Consider the following 18,236-nt stretch of genomic DNA (forward strand, 5'->3'; position numbering starts at 1 on the left):
CCGGTCCTGCCGTCGCAGTGCCCAGGCGCGAGCATGAGGAGCATCGTTGAGCAGGTTGCGTTGGCTGACCGCTGGGGAATCCCACGGACCCGCGCTGGTCGCGACGCTGGAGGGTCTTCCCGCCGGCGTCCCGGTCACCACTGAGCTGGTGGCGGACCACCTCGCGCGGCGGCGCCTCGGCTATGGGCGCGGCGCCCGGATGAAGTTCGAGCAGGACGAGGTCACCTTCCTCGGCGGCGTCCGGCACGGCCTCTCGCTGGGTTCGCCGATCGCCGTGATGGTCGGGAACACCGAGTGGCCCAAGTGGGAGAAGGTCATGTCGGCCGACCCGGTCGACCCCTCCGAGCTCAAGGAGACCGGCCGCAACGCGCCGCTGACCCGGCCCCGCCCCGGCCACGCCGACCTCGCCGGCATGCAGAAGTACGGCTTCGACGAGGCCCGGCCGATCCTGGAGCGCGCCAGCGCCCGGGAGACCGCCGCCCGGGTCGCCCTCGGCGCCGTCGCCCGGTCCTTCCTCAAGGAGGCCGCCGGCATCGAGATCGTCTCGCACGTGGTCGAGCTGGCCGCCGCGAAGGCGCCGTACGGCGTCTACCCGACCCCCGCCGACGTCGAGAAGCTCGACGCCGACCCGGTCCGCTGCCTCGACGCCGACGCGTCGAAGGCGATGGTCGCCGAGATCGACCAGGCCCACAAGGACGGCGACACCCTCGGCGGCGTCGTCGAGGTCCTCGCCTACGGCGTGCCCGTCGGCCTCGGCTCGCACGTCCACTGGGACCGCCGCCTCGACGCCCGGCTCGCCGCCGCGCTCATGGGCATCCAGGCCATCAAGGGCGTCGAGGTCGGCGACGGCTTCGACCTCGCCCGGGTGCCCGGCTCCCAGGCCCACGACGAGATCGTGAGGACCGAGGACGGCATCAAGCGCACCTCCGGCCGCTCCGGCGGCACCGAGGGCGGTCTGACCACCGGCGAGCTGCTGCGCGTCCGCGCCGCCATGAAGCCGATCGCGACCGTGCCGCGCGCGCTCGCCACCATCGACGTCGCCACCGGCGAGGCCGCCGCCGCCCACCACCAGCGCTCCGACGTCTGCGCCGTCCCGGCCGCCGGCATCGTCGCCGAGGCCATGGTCGCCCTCGTCCTCGCCGACGCCGTCCTGGAGAAGTTCGGCGGAGACTCGGTCCCCGAGACCCGCCGCAACGTCCAGGGCTACGTCGACAACCTGCGCATCCGGTGACCGGCGGCCCCCTGGTCGTCCTCGTCGGCCCGATGGGCTCCGGCAAGTCCACGGTGGGCGCGCTCCTGGCCGAGCGGCTCGGCGCGCCCTACCGGGACACCGACGCCGACATCGTCGCCGCCGAGGGCCGCGAGATCTCCGACATCTTCGTCGAGGACGGAGAGGAGCGCTTCCGCGCCCTGGAGAAGGCCGCCGTCGCGAAGGCCGTCGCCGAGCACGAGGGCGTCCTCGCCCTCGGCGGCGGCGCGGTCCTCGACGCCGGCACCCGCGCCCTGCTGGCCGGGCAGCCCGTCGCGTACCTCTCGATGGACGTCGAGGAGGCCGTGCGGCGGGTCGGGCTCGGCGCGGCCCGGCCGCTGCTCGCGGTCAACCCGCGCCGCCAGTGGCGGGAGCTGATGGACGCCCGCCGCCCCCTGTACGAAGAAGTCGCGCGCGTCGTGGTCGCCACCGACGCCCGCACCCCCGAAGAGGTCGCCGCGGCGGTCCTCGACGCACTGGAGCTGAAGGACGCATGAGCACGGACCAGGAAGTGACCCGCATCCACGTCGGCGGCAGCGCGGGCACGGATCCGTACGAGGTGCTGGTCGGCCGGCAGCTGCTCGGCGAACTGCCCGCCCTCATCGGCGACGGGGCCAAGCGGGTCGCGGTCATCCACCCCGAGGCGCTCGCCGAGACCGGTGAGGCGCTGCGCGAGGACCTCGCCGCGCAGGGCTACGAGGCCGTCGCCATCCAGGTGCCCAACGCGGAGGAGGCGAAGACCGCCGAGGTCGCCGCCTACTGCTGGAAGGCCCTCGGCCAGACCGGATTCACCCGCACCGACGTCATCGTCGGCGTCGGCGGCGGCGCCACCACCGACCTGGCCGGCTTCGTCGCCGCCACCTGGCTGCGCGGCGTCCGCTGGGTCGCCGTGCCCACCACCGTCCTCGGCATGGTCGACGCGGCCGTCGGCGGCAAGACCGGCATCAACACCGCCGAGGGCAAGAACCTCGTCGGCGCCTTCCACCCGCCGGCCGGCGTCCTGTGCGACCTCGCCGCGCTGGACTCGCTGCCGGTCCACGACTTCGTCAGCGGCCTCGCCGAGATCATCAAGACCGGCTTCATCGCCGACCCGGTGATCCTCGACCTCATCGAGGAGGACCCGCAGGCCGCCCGGACCCCCGCCGGCCCGCACACCGCCGAGCTGATCGTCCGCTCGATCCGGGTCAAGGCCGACGTGGTCTCCGGCGACCTCAAGGAGTCCGGCCGCCGCGAGATCCTGAACTACGGTCACACCCTCGCGCACGCCATCGAGAAGAACGAGCGGTACAAGTGGCGCCACGGCGCCGCCGTCTCCGTCGGCATGGTCTTCGCCGCCGAGCTGGGCCGTCTCGCCGGCCGTCTCGACGACGCCACCGCCGACCGGCACCGCGCCGTCCTGGAGTCCGTCGGCCTGCCGCTCACCTACCGCGGCGACCAGTGGCCCAAGCTCCTGGAGACGATGAAGGTGGACAAGAAGTCCCGCGGCGACCTGCTGCGCTTCATCGTCCTCGACGGACTCGCCAAGCCGTCCGTCCTGGAGGGCCCCGACCCCGCCGTCCTCATCGCCGCCTACGGGGAGCTCTCGGCATGAGCGAGGCCCGCCGCGTCCTGGTCCTGAACGGGCCGAACCTCGGCCGGCTCGGCTCGCGCGAGCCCGACATCTACGGCGCCACCTCCTACAAGGGGCTCGTCGAGTCCTGCCGGGAGCTGGGCGCCGAGCTCGGCTTCGACGTCGAGGTCCGCGAGACCAACGACGAGGGCGAGATGATCCGCTGGCTCCACGAGGCGGCCGACGGGCGGGTGCCGGTGGTGCTCAACCCGGGCGCCTTCACGCACTACTCGTACGGGATGCGGGACGCGGCGGCGCAGCGCACCGCCCCGCTGATCGAGGTGCACATCTCCAACCCGTACACCCGCGAGGAGTTCCGCCACACCTCGGTGGTGGCCGCGGTGGCGACCGGCACGGTCGCCGGCTTCGGCATCGGCTCCTACCGGCTCGCGCTGCGCGCGCTGGCCGAGGAGGTCGCGGCCGACGGCCGGGGCTGAACGGTTCGGCGCGGGGGAGCCGGGGCGGCCGCCGCCCCGGCTCCCCCGCGCCTCCGCGTCCCGTGCGGCCGCCTTCCGGCGGGGCGGGCACTTTCGAAAGGGGCCCGCCCCGTTCCCCGGGCGGGGGGACGGGGCGGTAACGTTTTGGCATCCCCGGGCGACCGCAGCGGGGGCCGACGGCGGCACCGGACCGGCCGCCCTCACCGACCTACGAGGCCGACGAGACGGAGTGGCACCGGATGCAGCACGCAGTGGGGGGACCGCTGCCCTCGCCCGAGCAGCCGGGCCGGGCGCCCGGCCCGGTCCCGGCGGGCGGGCACGGCCCCGTGCCCCCGCCTCCGCCCCCGCGGGCCGCACCCCACCCGGGGCCGCCGTCCGGCCCGCCCGGGAACCGGCTCGGGGTGCACCCCGCCGTCCGCCCCGGACCGCCCCCGGCGCCCGGCGGAGCGGGCTGGGGCGCCGCCCCCGGAGCCGTACCGCCGCACGCGGGCGCCGGCGCGCCCGGGCACGTCCCGGGGTCCCCGCACGTCACCGGCGCGGTGCCGCTGCTGCCGCCGGTGCCGGTGGTGGAACACCGGCCGGGCACCGGGGCCGCGACCCTCGCCGTCCTGCTCATCGGGCCCGCGGGCGCGGGCAAGACGACCGTCGCCCGGCACTGGGCGCGCCGCCGGCCCGTCCCCACCGCCCACATCAGCCTCGACGACGTGCGGGAATGGGTGTGCTCCGGCTTCGCCGACCCGCAGTCGGGGTGGAACGACCAGTCCGAGGCGCAGTACCGGCTCGCCCGCCGCACCTGCGGCTTCGCCGCCCGCAACTTCCTCGCCAACGGCATCTCCTGCATCCTCGACGACGCCGTCTTCCCCGACCGGCCCGTCGTCGGCCTCGGCGGCTGGAAGCGGCACGTCGGCCCCGGCCTGCTGCCGGTGGTCCTCCTGCCCGGCCTGGAGGTCGTCCTGGAGCGCAACGCCCAGCGCGCCGGCAACCGCCGCCTCTCCGACGAGGAGGTCGCCGCGATCCACGGCCGGATGGCCGGCTGGTACGGCTCCGGGCTCCCGATCATCGACAACTCGGCGCTCGACGTGGAGTCCACCGCCCGGCTCATCGACGAGGCCCTGGCCCGTGCGATAGCCGCGCCGCCCGGCGGCTGAGACCGGGCGGCCCTCCCCGGTCGGACGCCGCCGACAGGCCGGGGCGGGGCCCGGCTCGTAGGCTCGGAGACATGTCACAGGTGTATGCGGACCGCCGGGTCAGACTGCGCGACCGGGTCGCGGCAGCGGGCAGCGCGGCGGCCCTGGTGTCCCGCCCCGCCAACGTCCGTTACCTCGCGGGCGGCGCCCCGCCGGGCGCCGTCCTGCTCGTCGGCCCCGAGCCCGGCGCGGATCTGCTGATCCGCCCGCCCGCGACCGAGGGCGAGCCCCTCGACGGGCGGCTCGACGAGCTGCTCCGGCAGCAGCAACTCCCGCTCGGCGGCGGTGATCCGGCCGTCGCCGCGGCCGAACTCGCCCGCCGCTCCGGCGCCGACGGGCTCGCCGTCGAGGAGCACGACCTCACGGTGGCCCGCCACCGCAGCCTCGGCGCCGCCGCCCCCGGACTCCGCCTCGCCGACCTCGCCTGCGCCGTCGAACAGCTCAGGGTGGTCAAGGACGAGGACGAGATCGCCTGTCTGCGGATCGCCGCCGAGATCGCCGACCAGGCCCTCGGCGAGCTCCTGGAGTCCATCCTCGTCGGCCGCACCGAGCGCCACCTCGCGCTCGAACTGGAGCGGCGGCTGGTCGACCACGGCGCCGACGGGGCCGCCTTCCCCACCTCCGTCGCCACCGGTCCGCACTCCGGCCGGCGCGGCCACCGGCCCACCGACCGCAGGGTCGAGGAGGGCGACTTCCTGTCGGTCTGCCTCGGCGCGGACTACCGCGGCTACCGCTGCGAGATCGGCCGGACCTTCGTCATCGGCACCGCCCCCGCCGACTGGCAGATCGATCTCTACGAGCTCGTCTTCGCCGCCCAGAAGGCCGGACGGGAGTCCCTCGTGCCCGGCGCCGGGTACCGTGACGTGGACCGCGCGGCCCGCCACATCCTCGACGCCGCGGGGCACGCGGAGACCGCCGTCCCCCTCACCGGACACGGGGTGGGGCTCGAAATCGACGAGGACCCGCAGCTGTCCCCCTCGGCCATGGGTAAACTGGACGCTTGTGTGCCGGTCACCGTCGAACCGGGGGTCCACCTCCCGGGCCGGGGCGGGGTCCGGATCGATGACACGCTCGTCGTGCGCCAGGAGGCGGACGGCGGACCCGAGCTACTCACCATCACGACCAAGGAACTGCTCGCGCTGTGAGGCGCGCAGGCCTCCTCGGTCCCACGTCAGTCCAGGAGATTCCGCAACCGTGGCTTCCACGAACGACCTCAAGAACGGCATGGTGCTCAAGCTCGAAGGCGGCCAGCTCTGGTCCGTCGTCGAGTTCCAGCACGTCAAGCCCGGCAAGGGCCCGGCCTTCGTGCGCACCAAGCTCAAGAACGTGCTGTCCGGCAAGGTCGTCGACAAGACCTTCAACGCCGGCGTGAAGGTGGAGACCGCGAACGTCGACAAGCGCGACATGCAGTTCTCCTACATGGACGGCGACTACTTCGTCTTCATGGACCTGGACACCTACGACCAGCTCCACATCGACCGCAAGGTCGTCGGCGACGCCGCCAACTTCCTCATCGAGGGCTTCACCGCGCTCGTCGCGCAGAACGAGGGCTCCGTGCTCTACGTCGAGCTGCCGGCCGCCGTCGAGCTCGTCATCGCCGAGACCGAGCCGGGCGTCCAGGGCGACCGCTCCACCGGTGGCACCAAGCCCGCCAAGCTGGAGACCGGCCACGAGATCCAGGTCCCGCTCTTCATCACCACCGGTGAGAAGGTCAAGGTCGACACCCGCACCAGCGACTACCTCGGCCGGGTGAACAGCTAACCGTGGCTGCCCGGAGCAAGGCCCGCAGGCGGGCCTTCCAGATCCTGTTCGAGGCCGACCAGCGCGGCACTTCGGTGCAGGAGGTCCTCGCGGACCAGATCCGGCTCCACCGTGCCGACGAGCGCCAGCCCGCGGTCGCCGACTTCACGATGCAGCTGGTCGAGGGGTACGCCCAGTACGTGGCCCGGATCGACGAGCTCATCGCCACCTACGCGGTGGACTGGGACCTCGACCGGATGCCGGCCGCCGACCGCAGCATCGTGCGCCTCGGCGCCTACGAGCTGATCTGGGAGGACGGCACCCCGGACGCGGTGGCGATCGACGAGGCGGTGCAGCTCGCCAAGGAGTTCTCCACGGACGACTCCCCGTCCTTCGTCAACGGCCTCCTGGGGCGCTTCAAGGACCTGAAGCCCCGGCTGCGCCGGGACGTGGACGCCTAGTCCCGCACGGCCCTGCGAAGGGGCCCGCGGCACCTCGCGGTGCGGCGGGCCCCTTCGCGTTCCCCCATTCGGGTGAGGGTGGCGGCCGGTGAGGGGCGGGAGGACCGCGAAAAGCCGCCGGGCCCGTGGCGTCGGATGACGTCCACGGGCCCGGCGGCACGTTTCTGCAGTGGGGGTGGCGGAGAGGTCAGTTCTCCTCGTGGGCCACCGCGCGGCGCGCGTCCGCGTCGAGCACGCCCCAGCTGATCAGCTGCTCGGTCAGGACCGAGGGGGACTGGTCGTAGATGACGGCCAGGGTGCGCAGGTCGTCCTGGCGGATCGACAGCACCTTGCCGTTGTAGTCGCCGCGCTGCGACTGGATCGTCGCCGCGTAGCGCTGGAGGGGGCCGGCCTTCTCCTGCGGGACGTGGGCCAGGCGCTCCAGGTCCAGGACCAGCTTCGGCGGGGGCTCGGCGGCGCCGCCGGGGGTCGTACCGGGCAGCAGCTCCTGCACCGGCACGCCGTAGAAGTCCGCCAGCTCGGCCAGGCGCTGCACGGTCACGGCACGGTCGCCGCGCTCGTACGAACCGACCACCACGGCCTTCCAGCGGCCCTGGGACTTCTCCTCCACCCCGTGGAGGGACAGGCCCTGCTGGGTGCGGATGGCGCGGAGTTTGGCCCCGAGCTGCTTTGCGTATTCGCTGGACATAACGCTCCCGGACGCTGTGACGACATGCGGCTGCGCCGCGCGGCTGGTAACTCACTGTGAGGTTACGCAGCGTTACTCTTTCCCGTCAAGCCGAAAGGGGCGCGCCACCCCCTCCCGGGGGACGGCCCGCCGCAGGTCGGAGCGGGGGAGGGGTGGCCCCGGGAAAGCCCGTGCGAGCGCCCCTGCTAAAGTGGACGCCGTACATCCGACGTCCTTTAAGAACCGTCCCGTGAGGCGGAGAAGGAGGTCCTTTTCCTATGGACACGCAAGCACACGTCGATGAGGCGCGGCCCGTTCTCGAGGCCCCTGACATCGCCCGGGTCCTCACCCGGATCGCCCACGAGATCGTCGAGCGCGCCAAGGGCGCCGACGACGTGGTCCTCCTCGGCATCCCCACCCGTGGCGTCCACCTCGCCCGGCGGCTGGCCGAGAAGCTCGAATCGATCACCGGCGCCAAGGTCCCGGTCGGTTCCCTCGACATCACCATGTACCGCGACGACCTCCGGATGAAGCCGGCGCGCGCCATCGGCCGCACCGAGATCCCCGGGGAGGGCCTCGACGGCCGCCTCGTCGTCCTCGTCGACGACGTCCTCTTCTCGGGCCGCACCATCCGCGCCGCCCTCGACGCCCTCGGCGACATCGGCCGCCCCCGCGCGGTCCAGCTCGCCGTCCTCGTCGACCGCGGCCACCGCGAGCTCCCGATCCGCGCCGACTACGTCGGCAAGAACCTCCCCACGTCGCTGCGGGAGACCGTCAAGGTCCAGCTCGCCGAGGAGGACGGTCGCGACACCGTGCTGCTCGGCGGCAAGTCCGCCTCCTAGCCGGACCGGCCACCCCGCGGGGCCCCGGCACCTCCCGGTGCCCCCGCATGCCCTCACGCCTCCCCACCCCGGAGAGAAACCCCGATGATGCGTCACCTCATCTCGGCCGCCGACCTCACCCGCGACGACGCCGTCCTGATCCTCGACACCGCCGAGGAGATGGCCCGGGTGGCCGACCGGCCGATCAAGAAGCTGCCGACCCTCCGCGGCCGGACCATCTGCAACCTCTTCTTCGAGGACTCCACCCGGACCCGGATCTCCTTCGAGGCCGCCGAGAAGCGCCTCTCCGCCGACGTCATCAACTTCGCGGCCAAGGGCTCCAGCGTCTCCAAGGGCGAGTCGCTGAAGGACACCGCGCAGACCCTGGAGGCGATGGGCGTCGACGCCGTCGTCATCCGGCACGGCGCCTCCGGAGCCCCCTTCCGCCTCGCCACCTCCGGCTGGATCGACGCCCCGGTCATCAACGCGGGCGACGGCACCCACCAGCACCCCACCCAGGCACTCCTGGACGCCTTCACCATGCGCCGCCGCCTCGTCGGCCGCGACGCCGGCCTCGGCAAGGACCTGGAGGGCAAGCGGATCACGCTCGTCGGCGACGTCCTGCACAGCCGGGTCGCCCGCTCCAACGTCGACCTGCTGCACACCCTCGGCGCCGAGGTCACCCTGGTGGCCCCGCCCACCCTCGTCCCCGTCGGCGTCGAGACCTGGCCCTGCGAGGTCAGCTACGACCTCGACGGCGTGCTGCCGAAGTCCGACGCGGTGATGATGCTGCGTGTGCAGCGCGAGCGGATGAACGCCGCCTTCTTCCCGACCGAGCGCGAGTACTCGCGCCGCTACGGGCTGGACGGCGAGCGGATGGCGAAGATGCCCGAGCACGCCATCGTCATGCACCCCGGCCCCATGGTCCGCGGCATGGAGATCACCGCCGAGGTCGCCGACTCCGACCGCTGCACGGTCGTCGAGCAGGTCGCCAACGGCGTCTCCGTCCGGATGGCCGTCCTCTACCTGCTGCTCGGCGGCTCCGAGCCCGCCGCCGCCCCCGCCACCACCCGTACCGAGGAGAGCAAGTAAAGATGAGCAAGATCCTTATCCGTGGTGCGAAGGTGCTGGGCGGCGAGCCGCAGGACGTCCTGATCGACGGCGAGACCATCGCCGAGGTCGGCACCGGCCTGACCGCCGGGGGCGCCACCGTGATCGAGGCCGACGGGCAGGTCCTGCTCCCGGGCCTCGTCGACCTCCACACCCACCTGCGCGAGCCGGGCCGCGAGGACTCCGAGACCGTCCTCACCGGCACCCGCGCCGCCGCCTCCGGCGGCTACACGGCCGTCTTCGCCATGGCCAACACCCACCCCGTCGCCGACACCGCCGGCGTCGTCGAGCAGGTCTACCGGCTCGGCAAGGAGGCCGGCTACTGCGACGTGCAGCCCATCGGCGCCGTCACCGTCGGCCTGGAGGGCAAGAAGCTCGCCGAGCTCGGCGCCATGCACGACTCCGCCGCAGGCGTCACCGTCTTCTCCGACGACGGCAAGTGCGTCGACGACGCCGTGATCATGCGCCGCGCCCTGGAGTACGTGAAGGCCTTCGGCGGCGTCGTCGCCCAGCACGCCCAGGAGCCCCGCCTCACCGAGGGCGCCCAGATGAACGAGGGCGTCGTCTCCGCCGAGCTCGGCCTCGGCGGCTGGCCGGCCGTCGCCGAGGAGTCGATCATCGCCCGCGACGTCCTGCTCGCCGAGCACGTCGGCTCCCGCGTCCACATCTGCCACCTCTCCACCGCCGGCTCCGTCGAGATCGTCCGCTGGGCCAAGTCCCGCGGCATCGACGTCACCGCCGAGGTCACCCCGCACCACCTCCTCCTCACCGACGAGCTGGTCCGCACCTACGACCCGGTCTACAAGGTCAACCCGCCGCTGCGCACCGAGCGCGACGTGCTGGCCCTGCGCGAGGCCCTGGCCGACGGCACCATCGACATCGTCGCCACCGACCACGCCCCGCACCCGCACGAGGACAAGGACTGCGAGTGGGCCGCCGCCGCCATGGGCATGGTCGGCCTGGAGACCGCGCTCTCCGTCGTCCAGCAGACGATGGTGGAGACCGGCCTGATCGACTGGGCGGGCGTCGCCGACCGGATGTCCTTCGCCCCGGCCCGCATCGGCCGCGCCACCGGCCATGGACGGCCCGTCTCGGCTGGTGAGCCCGCGAACCTCGTCCTGGTCGATCCGGCTTACCGTGGGACGGTGGACCCCGCGGACTTCGCCTCCCGCAGCCGCAACACCCCCTACGAGGGCCGTGAGCTGCCGGGTCGCGTCACCCACACCTTCCTGCGGGGCCGGGCAACGGTCATGGACGGGAAGTTGGCGTGACACACACCCTCGCAAGCGCGGCCCTCGCCGCGGAGCAGAAATCGGCCGAGGTGACCGACTGGGCCGGCCGCATCGGCTGGGTCGTCGGACTCCTGCTCTTCGTCGCCTTCGTCTACTGGCTGATGCGCCAGGGCTGGAAGTGGCGCGGCAGCCTCCAGTCGGACCTCCCCGCCCTCCCCGAGGTGCCGGAGGCGCCCGGTGAGGCGAAGCTGACGATGGAGGGCCGCTACCACGGCTCCACCACCGCCGGTCAGTGGCTCGACCGGATCGTCGCCCACGGCCTCGGCACCCGCAGCCGTGCCGGGCTCACGCTCACCGACACCGGGATCTCGGTCGTCCGCCCCGGGGCGAACGACTTCCTGATCCCCGCCGCCGCCCTGCGCGAGGCCCGTCTCGACAAGGGCATCGCCGGCAAGGTCCTCGCCGAGGGCGGGCTCCTGGTCGTCACCTGGGAGCACGGCGGCACCCTCCTCGACTCCGGCTTCCGCTCCGACCGGGCGGCCGAGCACACGACCTGGGTCGAGACCCTCAACTCCATGATCAACACGACGGAAGGCATCGCACGATGACGACCTCCACAAGGGGAGCCCAGGCTCCCGCCGTACTCGTCCTGGAGGACGGCCGCACCTTCCGCGGCCGCGCCTACGGGGCCGTGGGGGAGACCTTCGGCGAGGCCGTGTTCTCCACCGGCATGACCGGCTACCAGGAGACCCTGACCGACCCCTCCTACGACCGCCAGATCGTCGTCGCCACCGCCCCCCAGATCGGCAACACCGGCTGGAACGACGAGGACGACGAGTCGAGCCGCATCTGGGTCTCCGGCTACGTGGTCCGCGACCCCGCCCGCATCCCGTCGAACTGGCGCGCCACGCGCAGCCTCGACGCCGAGCTGGTCGCCCAGGGCGTCGTCGGCATCTCCGGCATCGACACCCGCGCCCTCACCCGCCACCTGCGCGAGCGCGGCTCCATGCGCGCCGGCGTCTTCTCCGGCGAGGCCCTCGCCCCCGAGGCCGAGCTGCTCGCCCGCGTGCAGGCCCAGCCGCACATGAAGGGCGCCAGCCTCTACGAGGAGGTCGCCACCAAGGAGCCGTACGTCGTCCCCGCGATCGGCGAGAAGAAGTTCACCGTCGCCGCGATCGACCTCGGCATCAAGGGCATGACCCCGCACCGGATGGCCGAACGCGGCATCGAGGTCCACGTGCTGCCCGCCACCGCGACCGTCGACGACGTGTACGCGGTGAACCCGGACGGCGTCTTCTTCTCCAACGGCCCGGGCGACCCGGCCACCGCCGACGGCCCGGTCGCGCTCATGACCGCCGTCCTGGAGCGGAAGACCCCGCTCTTCGGCATCTGCTTCGGCAACCAGATCCTCGGCCGCTCCCTCGGCTTCGGCACCTACAAGCTGAAGTACGGCCACCGGGGCATCAACCAGCCCGTCCAGGACCGCACCACCGGCAAGGTCGAGGTCACCGCGCACAACCACGGCTTCGCCGTCGACGCGCCCCTCGACAAGGTCTCCGAGACCCCCTTCGGCCGCGCCGAGGTCTCCCACGTCTGCCTGAACGACAACGTGGTGGAGGGCCTCCAGCTGCTCGACCAGCCCGGCTTCTCCGTCCAGTACCACCCCGAGGCGGCCGCGGGCCCGCACGACGCCGCGTACCTCTTCGACCGCTTCGTGACCCTCATGGAGGCCGAGCGTGCCTAAGCGCACCGACATCCAGTCCGTCCTGGTCATCGGCTCCGGCCCGATCGTCATCGGCCAGGCCGCGGAGTTCGACTACTCCGGCACCCAGGCCTGCCGGGTCCTCAAGGCCGAGGGCCTGCGGGTCATCCTGGTCAACTCCAACCCGGCCACGATCATGACCGACCCGGAGATCGCCGACGCCACCTACGTCGAGCCGATCACCCCCGAGTTCGTCGAGAAGATCATCGCCAAGGAGCGCCCCGACGCCCTCCTGCCCACCCTCGGCGGCCAGACCGCGCTCAACACCGCGATCTCCATGCACGAGCAGGGCGTCCTGGAGAAGTACGGCGTCGAGCTCATCGGCGCCAACGTCGAGGCCATCCACAAGGGCGAGGACCGCGACCTCTTCAAGGGCGTCGTCGAGGCCGTCAAGGCCAAGATCGGGTACGGCGAGTCCGCCCGCTCCGTCATCTGCCACTCCATGGACGACGTCCTCAAGGGCGTCGAGACGCTCGGCGGCTACCCCGTCGTCGTCCGCCCCTCCTTCACCATGGGCGGCGCCGGCTCCGGCTTCGCCCACGACGAGGAGGAGCTGCGCCGCATCGCCGGCCAGGGCCTCACGCTCTCCCCGACCACCGAGGTGCTCCTGGAGGAGTCCATCCTCGGCTGGAAGGAGTACGAGCTGGAGCTCATGCGCGACAAGCACGACAACGTCGTGGTCGTCTGCTCCATCGAGAACTTCGACCCGATGGGCGTCCACACCGGTGACTCGATCACCGTGGCCCCGGCGATGACGCTCACCGACCGCGAGTACCAGCGGCTGCGCGACATCGGCATCGCGATCATCCGCGAGGTCGGCGTCGACACCGGCGGCTGCAACATCCAGTTCGCGATCGACCCGGTCGACGGCCGGATCATCGTCATCGAGATGAACCCGCGCGTCTCCCGCTCCTCGGCGCTCGCCTCCAAGGCGACCGGCTTCCCGATCGCCAAGATCGCCGCCCGGCTCGCCGTCGGCTACACGCTGGACGAGATCCCGAACGACATCACGGAGAAGACCCCGGCGTCCTTCGAGCCCACGCTCGACTACGTCGTCGTCAAGGCCCCGCGCTTCGCCTTCGAGAAGTTCCCCTCGGCCGACTCCACGCTGACCACGACCATGAAGTCGGTCGGCGAGGCCATGGCCATCGGCCGGAACTTCCCCGAGGCCCTCCAGAAGGCCCTGCGCTCCCTGGAGAAGAAGGGCTCGCAGTTCGCCTTCACCGGCGAGCCCGGCGACAAGGACGAGCTGCTGCGCGAGGCGGTCCGCCCGACCGACGGCCGCATCAACACCGTCATGCAGGCGATCCGCGCCGGAGCCACCCCCCAGGAGGTCTTCGACGCCACGAAGATCGACCCCTGGTTCGTCGACCAGCTCTTCCTGATCAAGGAGCTCGCCGACGAGCTGGCCGGCGCCGAGAAGCTGGAGCCCGAGCTCCTCGCCGAGGCCAAGCGCCACGGCTTCTCCGACGCCCAGATCGCCGAGATCCGCGGCCTGCGCGAGGACGTCGTCCGCGAGGTCCGGCACGCCCTCGGCGTCCGCCCGGTCTACAAGACGGTCGACACCTGCGCCGCCGAGTTCGCCGCGAAGACGCCGTACTTCTACTCCTCCTACGACGAGGAGTCCGAGGTCGCGCCGCGCGAGAAGCCCGCCGTGATCATCCTCGGCTCCGGCCCGAACCGCATCGGCCAGGGCATCGAGTTCGACTACTCCTGCGTCCACGCCTCCTTCGCCCTGAGCGAGGCCGGCTACGAGACCGTGATGGTCAACTGCAACCCCGAGACCGTCTCCACCGACTACGACACCTCCGACCGGCTCTACTTCGAGCCGCTCACCCTGGAGGACGTCCTGGAGATCGTCCACGCCGAGTCCCTCGCGGGCCCGATCGCCGGCGTGGTCGTCCAGCTCGGCGGCCAGACCCCGCTCGGCCTCTCGCAGGCCCTCAAGGACAACGGCGTGCCGGTCGTCGGCACCTCCCCGGAGGCCATCCACGCCGCCGAGGACCGCGGCGCCTTCGGCCGCGTCCTGGAGGAGGCCGGCCTGCCGGCCCCCAAGCACGGCACCGCCACCACCTTCGCCGGCGCCAAGAAGATCGCCGACGAGATCGGCTACCCGGTCCTGGTCCGCCCCTCGTACGTGCTCGGCGGCCGCGGCATGGAGATCGTCTACGACGAGGCGCGCCTGGAGGCGTACATCGCCGAGTCCACCGAGATCAGCCCCACCCGGCCGGTCCTGGTCGACCGCTTCCTCGACGACGCCATCGAGATCGACGTCGACGCCCTCTACGACGGTGAGGAGCTCTACCTCGGCGGCGTCATGGAGCACATCGAGGAGGCCGGCATCCACTCCGGCGACTCGGCCTGCGCCCTGCCCCCGATCACCCTGGGCGGCTTCGACATCAAGCGGCTGCGCGCCTCCACCGAGGCCATCGCCAAGGGCGTCGGCGTCCGCGGCCTGATCAACATCCAGTTCGCCATGGCCGGCGACATCCTCTACGTCCTGGAGGCCAACCCGCGCGCCTCCCGGACCGTGCCCTTCACCTCCAAGGCCACCGCCGTCCCGCTCGCCAAGGCCGCCGCCCGCATCTCGCTGGGCGCGACCATCGCCGAGCTGCGCGCCGAGGGCCTGCTGCCGAAGAACGGCGACGGCGGCACCCTGCCGCTCGACGCGCCGATCTCCGTCAAGGAGGCCGTGATGCCGTGGTCGCGCTTCCGCGACGTGCACGGCCGCGGCGTGGACACCGTCCTCGGCCCGGAGATGCGCTCCACCGGCGAGGTCATGGGCATCGACGCCGTCTTCGGCACGGCCTACGCCAAGTCGCAGGCCGGCGCCTACGGCCCGCTGCCCACCAAGGGCCGCGCCTTCATCTCGGTCGCCAACCGCGACAAGCGCTCGATGATCTTCCCGGCGCGCGAGCTGGTCGCCCACGGCTTCGAGCTGCTCGCCACCTCCGGCACCGCCGAGGTCCTCAAGCGCAACGGCATCAACGCCACCGTCGTGCGCAAGCTCAGCGAGGGCGAGGGCCCGAACGGCGAGAAGACGGTCGTCCAGCTGATCCACGACGGCCAGGTCGACCTGATCGTCAACACCCCGTACGGCACCGGCGGCCGCCTCGACGGCTACGAGATCCGTACGGCGGCGGTGTCCCGCGGCGTCCCGTGCCTCACCACGGTGCAGGCGCTCGCCGCGGCCGTCCAGGGCATCGACGCCCTCAACCACGGCGACGTCGGCGTCCGTTCCCTCCAGGAACACGCCGAACACCTGACCGCGGCCCGCGACTAGCAGCCACCGAGGGGGACACCGGAAACGGTGTCCCCCTCTTCATGAGGACACCACCATGTACAAGCTCTTCTTCCAGCTCGTCTTCAAGCGCATGGACCCGGAGAAGGCCCACCACCTGGCCTTCCGCTGGATCCGGCTCGCGGCCCGCGTCCCGGTCCTGCGCACCTTCGTCGCGGCCGTCCTCGCGCCCCGGTACGAGGAGCTGCGCACCGAGGCCCTGGGCCTCCGCATGCACGGCCCCTTCGGCCTCGCCGCCGGCTTCGACAAGAACGCCGTCGCCATCGACGGCATGGCCATGCTCGGCTTCGACCACGTCGAGATCGGCACGGTCACCGGCGAGGCACAGCCCGGCAACCCCAAGAAGCGGCTCTTCCGCCTCGTCCCCGACCGGGCGCTGATCAACCGCATGGGCTTCAACAACGAGGGCTCCGCCGCCGTCGCCGCCCGCCTCCACGCGCGCGTACCGGTCTTCCGGACCGTCGTCGGCGTCAACATCGGCAAGACCAAGGTCGTCGAGGAGGCCGACGCGGCCGCCGACTACGTGAAGTCCACCGAGCGCCTCGCCGCCCACGCCGACTACCTCGTCGTCAACGTCTCCTCGCCGAACACCCCCGGCCTGCGCAACCTCCAGGCCACCGAGTCGCTGCGCCCGCTGCTCACCGCCGTCCGCGAGGCCGCCGACCGCACGGTCACCGACCGCCGCGTCCCGCTCCTGGTGAAGATCGCCCCCGACCTCGCCGACGAGGACGTGGACGCCGTCGCCGACCTCGCCGTCGAGCTCGGCCTGGACGGCATCATCGCCACCAACACCACCATCGCCCGCGAGGGCCTCGGCCTGGGCTCCGCCCCGGCCCTCGTCCAGGAGACCGGCGGCCTCTCCGGCGCCCCGCTCAAGGAGCGCTCCCTGGAGGTCCTGCGCCGCCTGTACGCGCGCGTGGGCGACCGGATCGTCCTGGTGGGCGTCGGAGGCATCGAGAACGCCGAGGACGCCTGGCAGCGGATCCTGGCCGGCGCCACCCTGGTCCAGGGCTACAGCGCCTTCATCTACGAGGGGCCGTTCTACGCCCGCGCGATCCACAAGGGCCTCGCCGCGCGCCTCGCGGCCTCCCCGTACGCCACCCTCGCCGAGGCCGTCGGCGCCGACCACCGAAAGGCCACCGCCCGATGACCCTCTCCTTCGGCACCCGCCTGCGCTCCGCGATGGACGAGCGCGGCCCGCTCTGCGTCGGCGTCGACCCGCACGCCTCCCTGCTGGACTCCTGGGGCCTCGGCGACGACGTCGCGGGCCTGGAGCGCTTCACGTACACCGTGGTCGAGGCGCTGGCCGAGACCGTCGCCGTCTTCAAGCCGCAGGCCGCCTTCTTCGAGCGCTTCGGCTCGCGCGGCATCGCCGTCCTGGAGCGCGCCACCGCCCAGCTGCGGGAGGCCGGCGGCCTGGTCGTCATGGACGCCAAGCGCGGCGACATCGGCTCCACCATGGCCGCCTACGCGGAGACCTTCCTGCGCAAGGACTCCCCGCTCTTCTCCGACGCCCTCACGGTCTCCCCGTACCTCGGCTACGGCTCCCTGAAGCCGGCCGTCGACCTGGCACGGGAGTCCGGCGCCGGCCTCTTCGTCCTCGCGCTGACCTCCAACCCGGAGGGCGCCGAGGTCCAGCGCGCCGTCCGAGAGGACGGCCGGACGGTCGGCGCGACCATGCTCGCCCACCTCGCCGAGGAGAACGCGGGGGAGACGCCCATGGGCTCCTTCGGCGCGGTCGTCGGCGCCACCCTCGGCGACCTCTCCTCCTTCGACCTCGACATCAACGGCCCGCTGCTCGCCCCGGGCATCGGCGCCCAGGGCGCGACCCCGGCCGACCTTCCGGTCGTCTTCGGGGACGCGGTCCGCAACGTGGTCCCGAACGTGAGCCGGGGCGTCCTGCGCGCCGGACCGGACGCGTCCGCCCTGCGGGACGCGGCGACGCGCTACGCGGACGAGATCCGGGCCGCCGTCGCCGGCTGACCGGCGTCCGCCGCCGTCCCGGCATCCCCGCAGGTGGGAGCGGACGGCGGCGCCGGGCCGCCCGTCGTCGGGCCACTTGACGAAATCTTGGCAGAAAACCGGGTCGTTATGCCGGAAAAGTCCTGGTCGGCAGAGGCTGACCAGGACTTTTCCGCTGTTCTCGCTGACTGGAGCGGCCATGGCCGCTAGTCTCCGGGGCAGAGCCGACGTCCGACGGTCACGTCGTCGGGCGTTGCTCCACTGGTGTGGGTCGACCAGGTCCCCACCGGTCCGTATCCGACAGATCGACATCCGAGGTGACGTAGGCGTGGCTCTTCCGCCCCTTACCCCTGAACAGCGCGCAGCCGCGCTCGAAAAGGCCGCCGCGGCTCGCCGGGAGCGGGCCGAGGTCAAGAATCGACTCAAGCACTCCGGCGCCTCGCTCCACGAGGTCATCAAGCAGGGCCAGGAGAACGACGTCATCGGCAAGATGAAGGTCTCCGCCCTCCTTGAGTCCCTTCCCGGCGTCGGCAAGGTCCGCGCCAAGCAGATCATGGAGCGGCTCGGCATCTCCGAGAGCCGCCGGGTCCGAGGCCTCGGCTCCAACCAGATCGCCTCCCTGGAGCGCGAGTTCGGCGGCGCCGGCGCCTGATCCGGCGCCCGGTCCGTCGTCCGGCCCGGTGCCCGATCCGGGACAT

The 18,236-nt window shown here is 72.6% G+C and carries 18 protein-coding genes; 17 read left to right on the top strand and 1 reads right to left on the bottom strand.

Going from position 1 to position 18,236, the window contains the following annotated elements; all coding sequences use genetic code 11:
* Positions 1-46: 46 nt before the first annotated feature.
* From aroC to nusB, 8 genes are all read left to right on the top strand, one after another.
* Positions 47-1,231: a chorismate synthase gene (aroC, locus tag ACF1ED_RS18395; protein WP_391761605.1), complete on the top strand. Its 1,185-nt coding sequence runs from the start codon at positions 47-49 to the stop codon at positions 1,229-1,231.
* Entirely contained in the window at positions 1,228-1,746 is a 519-nt protein-coding gene (locus tag ACF1ED_RS18400) for a shikimate kinase (RefSeq protein WP_391761607.1), read from the top strand. The genes aroC and ACF1ED_RS18400 overlap by 4 nt, the downstream gene beginning before the upstream one ends.
* Positions 1,743-2,840: a 3-dehydroquinate synthase gene (gene aroB, locus ACF1ED_RS18405; protein WP_391761609.1), complete on the top strand. Its 1,098-nt coding sequence runs from the start codon at positions 1,743-1,745 to the stop codon at positions 2,838-2,840. The genes ACF1ED_RS18400 and aroB overlap by 4 nt, the downstream gene beginning before the upstream one ends.
* Positions 2,837-3,295 carry a type II 3-dehydroquinate dehydratase gene (gene aroQ, locus ACF1ED_RS18410; protein ID WP_391761611.1) on the top strand — a complete coding sequence of 153 codons (459 nt, stop codon included), beginning with the start codon at positions 2,837-2,839 and terminating at the stop codon, positions 3,293-3,295. The genes aroB and aroQ overlap by 4 nt, the downstream gene beginning before the upstream one ends.
* A gap of 239 nt (positions 3,296-3,534) precedes the next feature.
* Positions 3,535-4,443: an AAA family ATPase gene (locus ACF1ED_RS18415; protein WP_391761613.1), complete on the top strand. Its 909-nt coding sequence runs from the start codon at positions 3,535-3,537 to the stop codon at positions 4,441-4,443.
* Positions 4,444-4,514: 71 nt separating this feature from the next.
* Positions 4,515-5,627: a M24 family metallopeptidase gene (locus ACF1ED_RS18420; protein ID WP_391761615.1), complete on the top strand. Its 1,113-nt coding sequence runs from the start codon at positions 4,515-4,517 to the stop codon at positions 5,625-5,627.
* A 49-nt stretch (positions 5,628-5,676) separates the two neighbouring features.
* Positions 5,677-6,243: an elongation factor P gene (gene efp / locus ACF1ED_RS18425; protein WP_030745513.1), complete on the top strand. Its 567-nt coding sequence runs from the start codon at positions 5,677-5,679 to the stop codon at positions 6,241-6,243.
* A 2-nt stretch (positions 6,244-6,245) separates the two neighbouring features.
* Positions 6,246-6,683, top strand: coding sequence for a transcription antitermination factor NusB (gene nusB / locus ACF1ED_RS18430; RefSeq protein WP_391761617.1), 438 nt, complete (start codon positions 6,246-6,248; stop codon positions 6,681-6,683).
* A gap of 187 nt (positions 6,684-6,870) precedes the next feature.
* Here the strand turns inward: nusB and bldD are convergent, their stop codons facing one another.
* On the bottom strand, positions 6,871-7,371 hold the full coding sequence (bldD, locus tag ACF1ED_RS18435) for a transcriptional regulator BldD (protein ID WP_015032294.1): 501 nt from the start codon (positions 7,369-7,371) through the stop codon (positions 6,871-6,873).
* Positions 7,372-7,628: 257 nt separating this feature from the next.
* Between bldD and pyrR the strand changes: the two genes are divergently transcribed.
* The 9 genes from pyrR to ACF1ED_RS18480 all read left to right on the top strand — a co-directional run bounded on the left by pyrR (position 7,629) and on the right by ACF1ED_RS18480 (position 18,190).
* Positions 7,629-8,192, top strand: a complete 564-nt coding sequence (gene pyrR, locus ACF1ED_RS18440; protein WP_391761619.1) for a bifunctional pyr operon transcriptional regulator/uracil phosphoribosyltransferase PyrR — start codon at positions 7,629-7,631, stop codon at positions 8,190-8,192.
* Positions 8,193-8,276: 84 nt separating this feature from the next.
* A complete protein-coding gene (locus tag ACF1ED_RS18445) occupies positions 8,277-9,263 on the top strand; it encodes an aspartate carbamoyltransferase catalytic subunit (RefSeq protein WP_391761621.1) in 987 nt (328 codons plus the stop codon).
* 2 nt (positions 9,264-9,265) lie between these two features.
* Entirely contained in the window at positions 9,266-10,552 is a 1,287-nt protein-coding gene (locus ACF1ED_RS18450) for a dihydroorotase (RefSeq protein ID WP_391761623.1), read from the top strand.
* Positions 10,549-11,121 carry a hypothetical protein gene (locus ACF1ED_RS18455; RefSeq protein ID WP_351844248.1) on the top strand — a complete coding sequence of 191 codons (573 nt, stop codon included), beginning with the start codon at positions 10,549-10,551 and terminating at the stop codon, positions 11,119-11,121. The genes ACF1ED_RS18450 and ACF1ED_RS18455 overlap by 4 nt, the downstream gene beginning before the upstream one ends.
* Positions 11,118-12,257, top strand: coding sequence for a glutamine-hydrolyzing carbamoyl-phosphate synthase small subunit (gene carA / locus ACF1ED_RS18460; RefSeq protein WP_391761625.1), 1,140 nt, complete (start codon positions 11,118-11,120; stop codon positions 12,255-12,257). The genes ACF1ED_RS18455 and carA overlap by 4 nt, the downstream gene beginning before the upstream one ends.
* Complete coding sequence (gene carB / locus ACF1ED_RS18465) at positions 12,250-15,558, top strand: carbamoyl-phosphate synthase large subunit (protein ID WP_391761627.1); 3,309 nt, start codon at positions 12,250-12,252, stop codon at positions 15,556-15,558. The genes carA and carB overlap by 8 nt, the downstream gene beginning before the upstream one ends.
* Positions 15,559-15,613: 55 nt before the next feature.
* Positions 15,614-16,726, top strand: a complete 1,113-nt coding sequence (locus ACF1ED_RS18470; protein WP_391761629.1) for a quinone-dependent dihydroorotate dehydrogenase — start codon at positions 15,614-15,616, stop codon at positions 16,724-16,726.
* The gene (gene pyrF, locus ACF1ED_RS18475; RefSeq protein WP_391761631.1) at positions 16,723-17,559 is read left to right on the top strand and encodes an orotidine-5'-phosphate decarboxylase; all 837 of its coding nucleotides are present in this window, start codon (positions 16,723-16,725) and stop codon (positions 17,557-17,559) included. The genes ACF1ED_RS18470 and pyrF overlap by 4 nt, the downstream gene beginning before the upstream one ends.
* Positions 17,560-17,866: 307 nt before the next feature.
* Entirely contained in the window at positions 17,867-18,190 is a 324-nt protein-coding gene (locus ACF1ED_RS18480; RefSeq protein WP_030493613.1) for an integration host factor, read from the top strand.
* Positions 18,191-18,236 lie beyond the last annotated feature (46 nt).

Origin of the sequence: Streptomyces sp. NPDC014656 (genome assembly GCF_043084305.1) — a bacterium.
GTDB lineage: Bacteria > Actinomycetota > Actinomycetes > Streptomycetales > Streptomycetaceae > Streptomyces.